Origin of the sequence: Chitinophaga polysaccharea, from assembly GCF_902150045.1 — a bacterium.
GTDB classification, from domain to species: domain Bacteria; phylum Bacteroidota; class Bacteroidia; order Chitinophagales; family Chitinophagaceae; genus Chitinophaga; species Chitinophaga polysaccharea_A.
Genome location: NZ_CABFVU010000007.1, coordinates 1 through 15,261, shown reverse-complemented (window position 1 = coordinate 15,261; position 15,261 = coordinate 1). Strand labels below are relative to the sequence as shown.

Here is a 15,261-nt window from a genome sequence, read left to right as displayed (position 1 = left end):
GATGAGATATTTATTACTGATCGCCTTGCTGCTGTTGTCCTGTAATAAGGACAATAAGGAATTTACACTGAAAGCAATTAAGCTCAATTCCTATAAGATGCCGGCCAATGCCGCTGAGCATCTTTTCCTGAAAATACTTGATATCAGCCACCCGGGAGATCCGCTTGCCGTTACCCGTTCCTATCCGGCGCAACTCACGCTGCCGGCCACTTTCTCCGTTAGCCCCGCAGTGAAATGGAAGCTATACCGCAAGGGGTATCATATAGAACTATGGGGCGACTCCACAGGGCGCATAGGCGCCTGCGATGTAAACATGGAGGAGTATAAGATTATTTTCCCTATAGATATGGAAGTGAAGAGCGATGACCTGAACGTATCTATCATGGGGAGCTGGGAGTAGTGGGATTGTTGCAAATAAGGAAATAACCTTAATTTAGCGCCGGTACAAGTTATATGAGCGCATCCATCACTACTTTGCAACAGTTGCTATTTGACCTGGCCGGCGTGCTGCCGGCAGATACGGCCCCTTTAAACGCACGCACCTGGTACATCACCAGAGTATCAATCCATCCCCATGGGCCTCCTACAGTTTTCATTTCCTGGAAGCCGTGGCGGAAGGGGGTGTGCTGGTGGTGATCACCAGCATAATGCCTATGCATCCGCTTACCATATTATTGTTTACCGTATCAGGTTTTATCATTAATGTATACGGCCACCTCGGGTATGAGCTGATGCCGCGGAAGTTCAGGTATAGCTGGTGGTTTGAAGTAGTGAACACCTCTGTTCATCACAACCTGCATCATAAAAAGTTCCGCGGGAATTATGGGTTGTATTTCCGTGTATGGGACAGGGTTATGGGCACAGAGCACCCGGATTATGTAAAGGAATATGACCAGTTGCAGGAGAGGAGGTTCGGGCATAAACAGGTGTACGCCCGGTAGTGAAAAGGATGCCCGTTGCCGGCAACGGTAGGTTGTGGGCGACGGGCCTTGTTATATTACCTCTTATTTCAGCATCCATAAGCCTGTGCTGCCAGGTTTTCTTTCATCTGTTGCTTTTTTCAGCAGGGTATCACCGGCGGCCAGGTTACCGAATATTTCAACACCTGCATCCAGGGTCATACCCTGGCGTACGTCTACCCATTCAGTTTTTCCTTCGTGTACCCTGATCACAAATCTTTTTTCCTGCGTAGTGGTTACCGCGGCAAATGGTACAATGAAAGATGTGCCTCCCCGTTCCAGGGTAAGTTTTACATAAGCAAAAGAACCGGCTTTGAGCAGGTGATCGCTGTTGTCTACCTGGAACTCCCATAACTCGGTGCGGGTGCCGGGATCAATAGTTTCGGATTTACGGGTTAGCGTGGCTTTGAAGTATCGGGTAGGATAGGCGTCTACCCGGAAGTCGATATTCTTCGAAAGACTGGCAGTGGCCGTATATATCTCGGGAACGGCTGCACGAAGACGCAGCGTGCGGTTATTCTGAACGGTGAGCAGCATGGCTGTGGTGCCTACCAGTGCGCCCGGATCGGCTGTGCGCGCGGTGATGACGCCATCAAAAGGGGCGGTGATATACAGGTATCCGGATACCGCTTTATTGGTTTGTGATTGTTTGCCTGCCGCGATGTAGGAGGCGCTGTCGGCCAGCATCAGGTTGCGGCTGCGCTCAAGATCTGCCGGGGCTACAATGCCGGGCGTTTTTGCCTGTGAAGCCCTGTAAAGTCTTTCATAATGATCCTTGCTGGATGCCCACTTCGCTTTGGCCGATTGCAAAGCGGCTTCGGATTCTGCCAGCCTGCTGTTAATTTCCGGCGCTTCAATTACCGCCAGTGTTTGTCCTTTCTTTACATGGTCGCCAAGGTCCACATTCATGCTGCGCACAAAGCCCTGTACTTTGGCAAACAATGCAGCGGTTTCATAAGGCACCAGTTCAGCAGGCAGCTCTATTGTTTTCCTGGCAGTATCCTGTTTCAGAATGAACACCGGCACCGTATCGGATGCGGCGCTGTTGTTTGTATGTTCCGGATGCCTGGAGGTATTACCACAGGCTGCCAGTAAAAGAACCAAACTAATAATCGCGATGGATCGCATATGACTGATTTTATTTTTTAAGATTGTTTATCGTAATGAACACTGCTGGCATCGTCCGGATCAAGGGAAACAACCACAAATTTTCTTCTTCCGGTGATCAGCTGGTATACCTGTGGCAGGAAAAATAATACGCTGATGGCTGAAAACAGGAGACCGCCGATTACCGCGATGGCCAGGGGCGCGGTTTGATCGCCTCCTTCTGAAAGACCTGCTGCCATCGGGATCATACCGGCTATCATAGCGGCGCTTGTCATCAGGATAGGGCGAAGACGTATTTCCGCTGCGCGGAGATGACCGGCCTCCATACCCTGCCGCCTGTTATGCTCTGCACTGGTAATAAAAAGCACAGAATTGGCAATGGCCACGCCAACAGTCATGATGGCGCCCATATACGACTGGATATTCAGCGTGTTGCCGGTAAGGAAAAGAAACAATAGGGAACCTGCTATTACAGCCGGAATAACGGACAAGGTGGCCAGGGCTACGCGGAAAGACTGAAAATAAACGGTCATCAGCAGGAAAATTACAACGATCGCAATCAACAGGCCAAACCGTAAGCTGTCAAGCGTTTGCGCCAACAATGGCGGTTGTCCCCGAAGCAGGATTTTTGCCCCATTGGGCAGCTTACCCATCCCGGCAATGATACTGTTTACTTTATTGAAAACGGTTCCTGCATCCTGCCGGTGAATATTGGCGGTGATGGTAATATAGCGTTGCTGGTTGAGCCGGTCGTATTCGCCGGTAACAACGGTCCGTTTCCAGCTGGCTACCTCACTGAGGTAATGTGTGTTGCCGGCGCCGCCGGAAATGGGAATAGCTTCCAGCTGTGCAGTACTGTTCATCCGGTACTCAGGGTATTGCACCTGTACCTGGTAGGTGGTTCCGGTTGTTTTATCAAGCCAGTAATTAGGCGAAGTAAAACGACTGGAAGAAGTAGCTGTTACCACGGAGCGGGCTATCTGTTCGCCGGAAATACCCAGTTGCCCGGCTTTTACGCGGTCTGTTTCCAGCCTGATGGCGGGGTAATCCAGCGGTGTGGCAACCTGGAGATCACGCAGGGATGGAATAGCTGCCAGTTGCTGCAGCAACTGCCGGGCTGTTTCCCTGCCCTCCGCCAGGTTACGGTTTACAACGGCTATTTCAACCGGGTTGGTGCTTCCGAGGTTCAGCACCTGTTCTACTATATCTCCCGGCTCAAAAGAAACCCTGGCTGTTGGAATTTCCTTTGCAACGGCGCTGCGTAATTTCTCTCTGAAAACAGCTACCGGGATTACATCTTTCTGCAACTTTATTTTTGTTACAGATTCATGTGGACCGCCCGTCCACAGGTGAATATAGTTAACGGGGAAACTGGATGGCTGGGTACCAATGAAAGCGGAAGTTATTTCCGTGTTGCCATTACCGGCGATACTGTCCGACAGCTGCAGTAACCTCCTGGTGGCATCTTCCGTACGCTCAAAGCGGGTGCCCGTGGGAAGGCGCAAACGGACCTGTGTTTGCCCGCTATCAGTTTGCGGGAATAATTCAGTGCCGGTAACAGAAAACAGTATTATCATCAGCAGCAGGGAAATGCCAAGGAACAGGGTTGTCAGCCATCCGAAGCCGGTTTGAAAACGTTGGCCCATATCAGTATACCGCTGCTCAAGGCGATGATAAAACCCAGCTCCGGATCGTTGCTGGTGATCTTTCAGCCACCAGTTGCCTGCCACCGGCACAAAAGTTTGCGATAACAGGAAAGAGGCTATCATAGCAAATCCCACGGCCAGAGACAGCGGGAGGAACATGGCTTTGGGTACGCCGCTCATGAACAGTGATGGCACAAATACTGCGAGGATGCTCAACAGGATCAGTAGTTTGGGTGCGGCTATTTCCCGGCATGCATCTGCAATGGCCCTTGCTTTATTTTTACCCTTTTCCTGGTGACGATGAATGTTTTCTATCGTTACCGTGGCTTCGTCTACCAGTATGCCTACCGATAGTGCCAGTCCGCCGAGGGTCATGATATTGACGGTTTGCCCGCTGAGAAATAATAAAATAGCCGCAGAAAGAAGGGCCAGCGGAATGGTGGTGATCACGATGAGCGCACTGCGCCTGTCGCCCAGGAACAGCCATACCATCAATCCCGTGAGGAGGGCGCCCAGCCCGCCTTCAAACAGCACACTTTTCAGGGAATTGATCACGTAGCCCGACTGGTCAAATTCGTAGGTTACTTTTATATCTGAAGGAATGGCCGCCTGCATATCCGGCAGCGCCGCTTTCACTTTTTGCACCACGTCCCAGGTGGAGGCATCGGCGCGTTTGGTTACCGGAATATAAACGGAGCGCTTGCCGTTTACCAGCGCATAGCTTGTGGTTACATCCGATCCCATGGTAACGTTGGCAATATCTTTTACATATACCGCAGGGCCGGCACCGGATTGCAGCGGTGTATTCTGCAGGTCCTGTAATGTTTCTATCACGCTGTTCTGTGGCGTGATGTAAGTGGTATCGCCAATACGCACATTTCCGGCGGGGGAGATGCTGTTGAATTTTGCAATGGTTTGGACCACCTGGTCCGGTGAAAGATTATGTCCCCGCAGTTTCTCCGGATCTACAGTGATCAGCACCGTTTTCTGGTTACCACCAAAGGGCGGAGGTGCGGATACACCGGGCAGCGTTGAAAACATAGGCCTTACACGGAACAGCGCCAGGTCCGATATTTCTCCCAGCGACCTGCTGTCGGAACTGAATACCAGTTGCCCTACCGGAACGCTGCCGGCATCAAAACGGGTAACAAAGGGCGGCACCGTTCCGGGAGGCATAAACGCCCTGGACCTGTTCACATATCCCACTACTTCGGCCATGGCCTGGCTCATGTCGGTGCCTTCGTTAAATTCTATTTTGATGAGCGCAGCTCCCTGTATGCTTTTAGACTCTACATATTTAACGCCGGTGATATACAGGAAATGGTATTCGTAGTAGGAGGTAACAAAACCTTCCACCTGTTCGGGCGACAGGCCGCCGTAAGGCTGCGCAACGTATACCACGGGCAGCCCTAGCCGCGGGAATATATCCACTTTTGCATTACGGATGGAGAGGAATGAAAAGAAAAGAATACCAATAACAGCTACCAGTATGGTGATGGGATGCCGTAATGCCTGAATGATTAGTTTCATAAAGTGTATATCGTTATTTCAGTTTATCTGTAAAAACATCCAGCTGTCCATTTGCGGCGGCCAGTTCAAGCAAAGCATGCCATGCCTGCAGGAATGCGCCCGCTTCGCCCGTTTCTGCTTTCAGCAGCTCGTACTGCCCCTGTACCAGGCGGGTAAAATCCGCCAGGCCGCTTTCATAGCTGAGCTTCAATCCGTCGAATGCATATCGCGCTGCCTGCGACTGTATTAAAGCCTGTTTGGCAATCAGCAGGTTTTGCTGGTAGCTGAACTGCGCGGTTTCCAGTTGTTTTTGCAGGTTCAGCTTTACCTGGTCCAGTTGTGTTTCATCAGATTTTAATAATAAGCGGTATTGTTTTTTCTGGAGATTTACCTGTGAGAACTGCAGGATCGGGAAACTCAGTTGTATGCCGGCCCCATAGTTTTTCCGGGAAAGCGACCAGCCATCTGCCTTGCTGACGTTACCTGCGGCATCCACGCCTGAGCCGCGGGCATAGGCATTTGCCCACAGGTCCAGTTTAGGGCGCCATGCGCGTCCGGCTTCTTTCAAAGTCGCTTCACTTACCTCTCTTTTAGTCTGGTAATATTGAAAAGATGGATGTGCCGAAAAATGGGCAGTGGTATCAGCGCCGGTGGGTAGCTGGTTGATGAGGGAGGTATCTGCCAGTATAATCTCATCCGGTTTATCGGGCAGATCTGCGAGCCGGCTCAATTCAGTGATCAGGGTATAATATTGCCGTTGCGCGGCCAGCAGGTCTGTTTGTGCCTGCGCCAGTACCGACTGGAACTGTGTAGTATCAATACCCGGGCGCAATCCCTGCTGTGCAAGTACCAATGATTGCTGCAGGCCTGCCCTGGTACGTTCTATGTTCATCTCAAAACTTAACAATAATTTTTTGAGATACACGGCATCCAGGTAAGTGGATATGGCCAGGTATTGCTGGCGGAATAGCGTTTCATTATATATGCTGCCGGCCAGTTTGTACTGGGCTGCTGCCTTTTCTACGGCGGCCTGCCGCTGCCCGAAAGTAAGCGGGTTCCATTTTACCAGTGCGGTTAAAGCCGTGCCAGGAACCGGGTCGTAAATATTGCCTGCAGACGGAGGCCCGCTGATGGGTAAAAACGAACCGGGATAACTCATCCCCGTAATATTATTGTAGGTGGCATAGCCTGCCTGGTAAGCCGCTGTAACCTCTGGTACCAGCGTGTTCCGGGCCATTCGTGTATTGTATTGCGCAGCCTGTGTCTGTTGTTCAGTGGCTTTTACCTGCGGCTGCGATTGCACCAATAACAGAAGGTCCCTGATATGGATAGTTTTTTGCTGCGCTATGCCGGGTAATGACAACATCACAAAGCAACTGCTGATCAGCATCTTTTTATGAAAAACATTCATTTATGAAACCTGTTTAAAGTATGGTATTGGTCTTTCTGCAAGGAGAGAATTCTCCGTTAAGATATTACAATCCCCTGGTATTTTTTAATAACAGCCCTATACCTGCTGCCACCAGGATAATGACCGGTTCCGGGAGTTTTTTGAACCGCCATAGTACGGTGATAGTGATAATGGCAATGCCGATTGTACAGGCATCGATAAGCGATCTTTTGCCCAGAACGATCACCGCGCCTGAGATAGCGCCGATGGCAGCAGCGGTAACGCCGTCTACAAATGCCTTGATACCGGGATGCTTCCCGTATTTCCTGAAGTAAGGGGCCGGTATTACCGTAAAAACATAGGAGGGAAAGAAGGTGCCAAAGGCGGCTATACAGGCGCCTGAAAGCCCGGCAACGAGGAAGCCGATAAATGCTACGGTGATGACCACCGGGCCGGGAGTGATCATAGCTACCGCCACTGCATCCATAAACTGTTGCTCATTCAGCCAGGCATGTCCCTTTACCACGCCGCCATAAAGAAAGGGAACAATAGCGAGGCCGCTGCCGAATACGAGTGCGCCGGCCTTTGTAAAATACAGCAGGAGTTGCCAGAGGGTGTTAGCGGGGGGAGAGAGTGAGATATTGGAAAGCAGCGGAAATGATAATGATTTAATAAGATGACCGGCCTTTTTTTTCGGGGATTTCAGCAACCAGTAAATGCCTCCTGCACCCAGGAATAGCCACACATTTTCATTTTCTTTCCAAACGGTGTATGCTGCGGTAGCAAGGTAGATGCCAGCCAGCCACTGGTCTGTGCCTATTGATTTACGGGTAAGTTTCCAGGCGCTCATGGCAATGATGCCTGTTACGGCTGCACCGACGCCATAGAATATGGCCTGCATCCAGGGAATGCCTTGCCATTTTGTATAGATGAAGCCCAGCAACACTACCATGATGAATGAAGGCAGTACAAATGCCAGCCCTGCAAGCGTAGCGCCTTTCACGCGGTAGTGGATATACCCGATGTATATGCCCAGTTGTGCGGCCAGTGGGCCGGGCGCCAGCTGTGCCAGGGCAAGTCCTTCTTTATAATCTTCTTCGCTGATCCATTTACGTCGCTCTACCAGGTCGCGGTGCATATAGCCAGCCAGCGCCGCAGGGCCGCCAAATCCCCAGGTACCGAGCCCCAGGAAATAAAATACCAGCTGACGAAGCGTGTAAGGTATGTTTTGATGGTTGTTCATTACTTTCTGATAACTCAATTTGCCTGTAAAATCCGGCAACCTGTCACCAAAAAATAGAATGAAAACAAAGGTTTTGTATAGTTTTTACTTTTTTCCTAAACTTTTCCGGTAGGCAGACGGACTTTTACCGGTATGTACCTTAAAGATGCGGGTAAAGTGGCTCTGGTCTGAAAAACCCGTCAGGTAAGCAATTTCAGTGAGCGAGTGACTGGAGGAAAGGAGTTGTATGGCTTTGTCGATCCGCAGTTTACGGATATAGTCCCCGAAAGAAAGATCGTCAAAATATTTGGAGAACTCTCTCGATAAATAAGCAGGATGTACCCGCAGGGTTTCAGAAAGTCCCTTCAGGCTTAGATTGAGATTGGTATCAATCTGATCCTGCATGATTTCTTTTAGTTCCTTTGCCCAGGCGGGAATTTTTTTTGTGTCTTTTTCGCGTTGGAGAAAATTATTGAAGATGTCGAGCAGCTGGTTTTCAAAAGGCTGCTGGGTATGTTTAACCTGTTGCAGGTATTTTGCCCAGCTGTACAGGGAGTCGTAGAGCAGCATTGCCTTTTCCAGGAGCTTATTATCATCCGGTTCATCATATGCCATGCCTGCGGAGATGGCCCAGAGGCCAGCAGCCTGTGGGGCCAGGTTGTGGTGGTCGGTATCCGCTCCGCGAACAATGGGCGCCAACGTCAGCACAGCAGCATCTTCAATGCCGTGTTTTTTGATGATATAATCGAAAGTACACTGATCGTCGTAATGCGTGTATTCCACACCGGCAATATCAAAAGGAATGGCCTCCATTTGTGCAGCCATTGGCAGTACATCGCTGAACGGCACATAAATAAATGTGGCTTCCGGATCTACAAACCTTTTAATAAGCCATGGGCAGGCGAGCCTGTCGATTTTAGGACGTTCACGGGTAATCCATTTCATGCCCGGAAAGTTAGGAATAAAAATTCCTACGGTGTAGAAAAAGCCGTCCTTTTACCAATAGCTTATAAAGATAAGCGCCGTGCGCTATTCTGTTGCTTTTTGAATAGCGCTGATGCGGATGGCTTTTTCTCCTTTACAGAACGGGATACTGCATACGGTTACTTGGTTACAGGAGCCGTTCCATATAAAATCGACCTCCCCCGAAACCAGGACGCCAATAATTTCATGGGTATTCATACTGAAAACCGGGGAGCCGGAATTACCCTGGAACGCATCCAGCGAGGTGAAAAAGTACTGGGGATGGTTGTTCTCTTTCACACCGGCATTGAGCGCAACTTTTACCGGGAGGCCGCAAGGGTAGCCGATCATATATACTTCTTCACCGGTAACCGGTTCCCTTGCCGCGAGAGGCAGCAGGCGTCTGTCGGTAGGTTTGTTTAAGGTAAAAACGGCAATGTCCAGCGCATCATCTTTAAAGGTGATCTGCTCCGGGTAGTAGAGGTTCTGGATGGGGATGAGGGTTTCATAAGCGCCTACTTCATTCTCCATTTCAAAGCCAAAAATGATGGCGTAATGGTCGATAGGCTCGCTGAATACATGACCGGCGGTCATCATCCTCGGCTGATCGCCCTGGATGAGGAAAGCGGTGCCTTCTCCGGCAACGGGTTGTTTGACGAATGCCTGGCCGGGGCATAGCTTGTATTTATTTCCCAGGGTAAGACTGGTATTTATACGAAAAAAACTATCTGTTACGGCTTCGAGGTTTTCTTTGCGGATAACCAGCCCCACGGAGGCGGCGTTGAACAGGATACGCCGGTCCTGTTCATAGAGCACATCCAGCTGGAAAAGCTCAATACGGCTGTCGAACTGCGTGGGGCCTTTTAACCGGGGGCGCCGGGTTTCAGCGGCGGAGGGATATAGACGCTTAATGTCTGTTGCTTCCCTGGGTGCGGGAAGCGGTATCGCCGGCTGTCCGGGTTTCTCAAACACGTCGTCAGGATGCAGACTTTTTATCTGATCCAACTGCTCCAACTGTAGCTGCTGTAACTGCTGTTCCTGTTGTGCCGCTGCTTCCACCTGTTTACTTTCCTGCGCGGATAGTTTGGCTGCCGCTTCCTGCCATTGCTTTATGGCATCCAATTGCTGCTGCTGGTAAGGTTGCTCCTTTATATGCCTGAGCTTCTCGAGTTCCCTTTGAATGGTTGATTGCGTGTTTGTTTTGAAGTTGTTGCTTTTGGCTTTAAAGTCATACATCATCTTCTCCACTTTGGCAGCCGCGGAATCTGTTTGTGCAGTGCAAACGGTTACCATCAGCATGCACCACAGTAAAATTAAAGTGCGCTTCATGCTAGTGAGGTCTGGTGTGAAGATTGAGTAAGGGGAGATCCATTACTATACCCAGACTCAGGCGATAAGAGTCATAATTTCTGTAATTATCCTTATCCTCGATTGCTCTTAGCTGGGGCCCATATTGGGCGCCACCATAAAGAGATAAAGGGGTATTGGGAAATCCGTAAACAAAGTACAGGCCGGGAGCCAGTATATTTTTGAAGCTGAATTCCGGGAGCATGTCGGTAGCCTTACTGCTGTCTAACCTTAACCTTGTTACCGCGCCTATGTCTATAATAGAAAGGAATAATCCTAATGAGCCTTCATTGCGGCTTCCCCAGGAAAGACTAAGCCCAACAGGAGCTGTAAAGCCTGTACTGAATGAATTGCCTTTTTCCGGTGTTATTTCATAGGAGCCTAAAAGCCCGGGATAGCTGTTCAGTGAAAAATTATACCTGGCTTTCCGTTTGATAGCGTAGCTGCCTGCGGGCAATACAAATGCTTCTATGGCTGTTTCCACATCTCCGGCATCTTTTGCTTCGGCCATGTCATTTACAAAATGAATGAGCGATACTACGTGTGAGTTCAGCTGGGGATTTGTTTGTTGCGGTATGGAGGCCAGTCCCCGGCGGATAGCGGCTTCCATGTTTTGCTGCGCAGCATCCAGGTTTTTCCTGGCACTGTTATCTGTAAAGTAACCAAACAATGCAGTTACATAATTATTGATACTGGCAGTAATAGTGTCTCTTTCGGAAGGGAGTATCAGCGGGATTTCCGGCTTCCCGGCTGTTCCTTCAATTTTCAGGTTGGCCATCTGCGTATTGAGATGGTCGATCGAAGATTTGATGTTTGTATTGGCATAATAGGAAATAACGAGTTCCTGGAAGTCTTTATTCGAGCTGATCAGCGCAATTACCCTTTTCAGACTGTCGTTTCGTACAATAGTCTTCACTGCAGATCCCTGCTCACATACCGAGATAAACTCGTTCAGCGGATCATTCAGCGCCGTTTCGCTATAGTTTACACGGTAGTAAAGTTTTATTTTATTCAGTTCTGATGCAACAATGATGAGAGATTCCCTGAGCTTCTCCCTGGCAGGAATACTTTTTACATGCTTGCCGGTTGATACGCCGGTGGTATCTTTAAAACAGCGGGCTACTTCCGACCAGTGGGCAGCAGCGAGGCTGTAAGCGCTATTGGATAAGCTTTGCGCCAGTGTATTGACCCCCGATACCTTATTCCTGCTCACCAATGGGGCGGTAACTTCCAATGCCTTCAGCAAGGCAGTGGTATACTTTTTCTGTTGAATGTCGTACATCACTTCATTGGTGGTATTCGCAACGGAAAAATAAGGATACATTAAATGATATAACTGTAACTCCGAACGGTCTGATTTTACAAAGTCCAGCAGTGTATCAGCAGCATGCGTAGCATCTTCGGAAAAATCAATGATACTCTTTACAAAATTATATATCGTATCAGCTCCCGGTTTTTGACCTGCTTTACTTGCTTTACGCAATTCTGTAGCGTTATTGAAAACTTTTTCAGCATTCTGTACGGTGCGTGTAACTATCTCCCTGATAAATTCGATGTTGGTGGCGTTGATACCTGCATTAACTATTTTCTTGTTATAGGATTCGCTGAAAGTAATAGTCTGTTTATCGCAGTTAAGGAATTTTATGTTGTAATATTTCAGATCCTGCTGGTAAATAAACCCGGCATATAATGAATAGAAGGTGCTTTCCTGGGCATAGGCGGTCAGGAACTCTGTTCCTGCAAATCTTTTTTCACCATTATCTACCACCACCAGGCTTCGTGCCAATAGCCCGGTAAGACTAACGCCATTGGCTATATTAAATTGAACAGGTTGGTTAGCATTTCCTTTCCACCGGTTAATATTCCGGCTGCTTTCAAGAATAGTAAAGTAATCTACCGGTGTTTTTACTTTAGAAATTTGCGGGATCAGCTGCAAGGCTTCAAAAGCAAAATCAAGATCGGGATATTGTAGCAGCAAACGCTCTACCCGCGGCGTATTGCGCAGGTTACCTGCATTGTCGAGTATATGGCTAAGATCATCTTCAATATATTGTTTTATTTCGTTAGGAAAATTTGTCACCTGGTCGGCCTTAAAGCCTAAGAGGTAATTGCTTGTTTTCGGAAGCAGTATTTTAAGATCCGTCAATGGATCATTGGGATCAGGATTTAGGAGCCATTGCTTTACACGGTCAATGGCATAGGTAGTTAGTTCTTCCTTCAGCCGCTTTGCTATAAAGCGTCCCAGGCCATCAATGATGGTTTCAAAACCAAGGTTGCCACCCAGGAAAGGAATGCTTTTCTGAATATCGGCAGCTGCATTGGCGGAGGCATTTATATCAATCTTCCCTTTTTGAAGGGAGTTATATTTCACAATAAACTTCCCGATAACGGTATCTACCAGTTTATTTTTACTGTAAGCAATTTTAACTGCTGCCAGCTCCATTAAATCGATATTGGTTCTCTGCTCATTTACAGAGCTCACTACTTTCTCGAGTTTGTCTGAGAGCTCAGAGAGCTCGTGTGTATCCTTATTGTTGGAAGATACATAACTGTCGAAGTTTCTTTTCACCACTGTCAGAGAATCCTGCGACTTTTTCAGCCTGTTTTTTGCCGCATCGAATCCCGTAGCGGAGATATCCGACAATTCACTGTCCTGCAAATACGATTTAAAAATAGCCAGCACCTGTGTCCTGTCCCGGTTGATCTCATCTTCCCGTTGTGCAGGTTCAATGGCGTTGTAATTTTTCTTCAGCAGATCCGTAAGCACTGCTGCGTGCCCGGCCACCGGCGCATCTTTTTGTGCGTATGTAAAAAGAGGGAACAGCACCATCAGCAGTGCCGGCAGAAAGAAATAATATTTCATACGTAAGGGTTGATATAAAAGCTATAGTTCAGGGTAAAACGAATCAGTTAAATTGAGTAATCTCCCCGGTCAGGCCTTTGCCCGCGGAGATAATGAAAATATGCTTCTTAGAATATTCATTATAAAATACGTAAAAATACCGCATTACAGTATTGGTTGATACATCAATCATGGGGCAGACGGTGCTCTCTACGACAGTTATCTGTTTTTAACCGCTGCATTCAGCGCGCTGTCTAAAAATATAAAAAATCAATCATAATGTAATTAAATCTTTTCGTTGCAGACATCACAACAAATCAGTTTTTTACTACTTTTAGCCGCTAATCAACCAATTACTGCCCGGGAGGCAGGTCTCGGAACATGCAAGAAAATTTGAATACGGAGCGGCAATGGCTGGAGCGGTTAGCCGGGGGAGAGGAGTCAGCGTTCAGGCTTTTGTTTGACCGTTATCACCCTTTTATTTATTCTTTCGCACTCAGGATGACAGCCTCAGACACTATCGCCAAAGATGTGGTACAGGACGTGCTGATCAGGATCTGGATAAACCGCCGGTCGCTGCATAGCATCGATAACCTGTCTGCCTATATCAACAGGATGACCCGCAACCAGGTGCTTAACGGGATGAAGCGGCGGGCGCATGAGGAAAGCCTTATCAGGGAGCTGTATCCCTCGCGGGAAGGCCATAACCCTACGGAAGAAGCGGCGCTGGGCAAAGAGCTGGAACAACTGTTGCACAAGGCCATAGCTCAGTTGCCGGCACAGCAACAGAAAGTATATCGCATGAGCCGTATAGAAGGGCTTAAGCACGACGATATCGCTCAACGGTTAAACATATGTCGGATTATACACCGTTTGGAATGCAGATGGAGGGAAGGAAGTGGGGGTTGGGAGGAGTGTATAGGTATGGGTTTAACGGGAAGGAGAATGATAATGAAATCAAAGGAGAGGGGAATCAGCAGGATTATGGGATGAGGATTTATGACCCGCGTATTGGAAAGTTCTTATCAGTAGATCCATTGACAAAAGATTATCCCTGGAATAGTACTTATGCTTTTGCAGAAAATGATGTAATAAGGAATATTGATTTAGTTGGAGCAGAGAAATTGCCATACGTACAGAGATTCAGCTATCAGCAAAATGGTTGGGATGTCTTGGCGGCAGTAAATAATGCAGGGGTTGATTTTTTAAACATTGTTCCAACTGTATGGAATTCAGGGGTCTCAACTGCAGAGTCTTTAGGCAAAGGAACATATCTGCATGATGTTGGAGGAGAGTTTAAAGGAATAGGTAATTTTGTAGCAGGTAGCGCGAAATATTCATTTACTACGCCTATTACGAAGCAGTTTACAGATGTAATGACCAATCCTGTTAACTTAGAATTGGCCGCTGGTATTTATTTGGGTGCTAAGATCCCTTCCGTGCCAATTAAAGGGAATTTGTTAAAACCTGCTACCGCAGCCAAAGTAGAAGAAACAGTAACTTTGTATCGTGGTATGAATGAGAGCCATGTAGGTTATAAGAATGAATTAAAGGGTATTACTAAAGCTAATGGAGGAGCAGCTACGCCCTTAGAACATAATGCTGTATCGACATTGAATAGTTCATTTACATCTTGGACTACAGATTATGAAGTAGCTCTTAATTATGCTTTAAGGCCTAAGGGTAAAGGAGTGGTACTTAAGATAAAAGTTCCTAAATCAATAACAGTAGAGAGTCCAAATACAAAAATAATTAAACTGAAACAAGCAGCTCCGGAGGCACCAGCAGTATCCGAATCAGAGGTACTCATGAAAGGAACGGTGAAGGGGGCTAAGGTAGAAAAAGTAAATCACTGATAGTTTGTAATAAAATGATTAAAATACCAGAATTAACTAGCGAACAGGTAGCTGTACTGAAGGTAGATGGGAATACCGGACATGTATTAAACATTAATGATAAGGTGTTCCATAAGGATAGTAATGATGAGGTTTATTTAGTGTTTGAGGATATTATTGCTGCGAAGAAATATATTGTCGAACTACAGCAAGTTAATGATGAAATTGAGTTTACTATTTATGGCAGTGATAAGTCTGTCATTGAGTTTATTCCTGCTATTAAGTGGGGAAGTTAAAGTAGACTTACAAATAATAAAAACCAGCCACTGGCTGGTTTTTATTTTGGTAGTATTAAATCCTTTGTGTAAATAAATGTAAGTAACTGTATTAGGGGGATAAACCACCCGGGCAGGTGGAGCGAAGCGTAGCGGAGCCTCACTT

General features: G+C 47.7%; 13 protein-coding genes. 5 read left to right on the top strand and 8 right to left on the bottom strand.

Annotated elements, in window-relative coordinates; all coding sequences use genetic code 11:
• Position 1: 1 nt before the first annotated feature.
• Positions 2-400: a hypothetical protein gene (locus FN124_RS30565; RefSeq protein ID WP_142688608.1), complete on the top strand. Its 399-nt coding sequence runs from the start codon at positions 2-4 to the stop codon at positions 398-400.
• A gap of 49 nt (positions 401-449) precedes the next feature.
• Here the strand turns inward: FN124_RS30565 and FN124_RS31620 are convergent, their stop codons facing one another.
• Positions 450-659: a hypothetical protein gene (locus tag FN124_RS31620; protein WP_260607629.1), complete on the bottom strand. Its 210-nt coding sequence runs from the start codon at positions 657-659 to the stop codon at positions 450-452.
• On the opposite strand from FN124_RS31620, the gene FN124_RS30560 reads away from it, so the two are divergent.
• Positions 561-941: a sterol desaturase family protein gene (locus tag FN124_RS30560; protein WP_260607633.1), complete on the top strand. Its 381-nt coding sequence runs from the start codon at positions 561-563 to the stop codon at positions 939-941. The genes FN124_RS31620 and FN124_RS30560 overlap by 99 nt on opposite strands.
• Positions 942-1,004: 63 nt before the next feature.
• Here FN124_RS30560 and FN124_RS30555 read toward each other — a convergent pair whose 3' ends face one another.
• From FN124_RS30555 to FN124_RS30525, 7 genes are all read right to left on the bottom strand, one after another.
• Positions 1,005-2,087, bottom strand: a complete 1,083-nt coding sequence (locus FN124_RS30555; protein WP_142688606.1) for an efflux RND transporter periplasmic adaptor subunit — start codon at positions 2,085-2,087, stop codon at positions 1,005-1,007.
• A gap of 17 nt (positions 2,088-2,104) precedes the next feature.
• Positions 2,105-5,242: an efflux RND transporter permease subunit gene (locus tag FN124_RS30550; RefSeq protein WP_142688605.1), complete on the bottom strand. Its 3,138-nt coding sequence runs from the start codon at positions 5,240-5,242 to the stop codon at positions 2,105-2,107.
• Between the two features lie 13 nt (positions 5,243-5,255).
• On the bottom strand, positions 5,256-6,632 hold the full coding sequence (locus FN124_RS30545) for a TolC family protein (protein WP_142688604.1): 1,377 nt from the start codon (positions 6,630-6,632) through the stop codon (positions 5,256-5,258).
• Between the two features lie 64 nt (positions 6,633-6,696).
• On the bottom strand, positions 6,697-7,854 hold the full coding sequence (locus tag FN124_RS30540) for a chromate transporter (protein WP_142688603.1): 1,158 nt from the start codon (positions 7,852-7,854) through the stop codon (positions 6,697-6,699).
• Between the two features lie 84 nt (positions 7,855-7,938).
• Positions 7,939-8,778 carry a chromate resistance protein ChrB domain-containing protein gene (locus FN124_RS30535; protein ID WP_142688602.1) on the bottom strand — a complete coding sequence of 280 codons (840 nt, stop codon included), beginning with the start codon at positions 8,776-8,778 and terminating at the stop codon, positions 7,939-7,941.
• Between the two features lie 84 nt (positions 8,779-8,862).
• Positions 8,863-10,125: a trypsin-like serine peptidase gene (locus tag FN124_RS30530; RefSeq protein ID WP_142688601.1), complete on the bottom strand. Its 1,263-nt coding sequence runs from the start codon at positions 10,123-10,125 to the stop codon at positions 8,863-8,865.
• A 1-nt stretch (position 10,126) separates the two neighbouring features.
• On the bottom strand, positions 10,127-13,006 hold the full coding sequence (locus tag FN124_RS30525) for a hypothetical protein (RefSeq protein ID WP_142688600.1): 2,880 nt from the start codon (positions 13,004-13,006) through the stop codon (positions 10,127-10,129).
• Between the two features lie 360 nt (positions 13,007-13,366).
• On the opposite strand from FN124_RS30525, the gene FN124_RS30520 reads away from it, so the two are divergent.
• Genes FN124_RS30520 through FN124_RS30510 form a run of 3 tightly spaced genes read left to right on the top strand, consistent with a single transcriptional unit; the run spans position 13,367 to position 15,116 of the window.
• The gene (locus FN124_RS30520; protein WP_142688599.1) at positions 13,367-13,978 is read left to right on the top strand and encodes an RNA polymerase sigma factor; all 612 of its coding nucleotides are present in this window, start codon (positions 13,367-13,369) and stop codon (positions 13,976-13,978) included.
• A complete protein-coding gene (locus tag FN124_RS30515) occupies positions 13,864-14,841 on the top strand; it encodes an RHS repeat-associated core domain-containing protein (RefSeq protein ID WP_312847245.1) in 978 nt (325 codons plus the stop codon). Before FN124_RS30520 ends, FN124_RS30515 begins: the two co-directional genes overlap by 115 nt.
• A gap of 14 nt (positions 14,842-14,855) precedes the next feature.
• Positions 14,856-15,116 carry a hypothetical protein gene (locus tag FN124_RS30510; protein ID WP_142688597.1) on the top strand — a complete coding sequence of 87 codons (261 nt, stop codon included), beginning with the start codon at positions 14,856-14,858 and terminating at the stop codon, positions 15,114-15,116.
• Positions 15,117-15,261 lie beyond the last annotated feature (145 nt).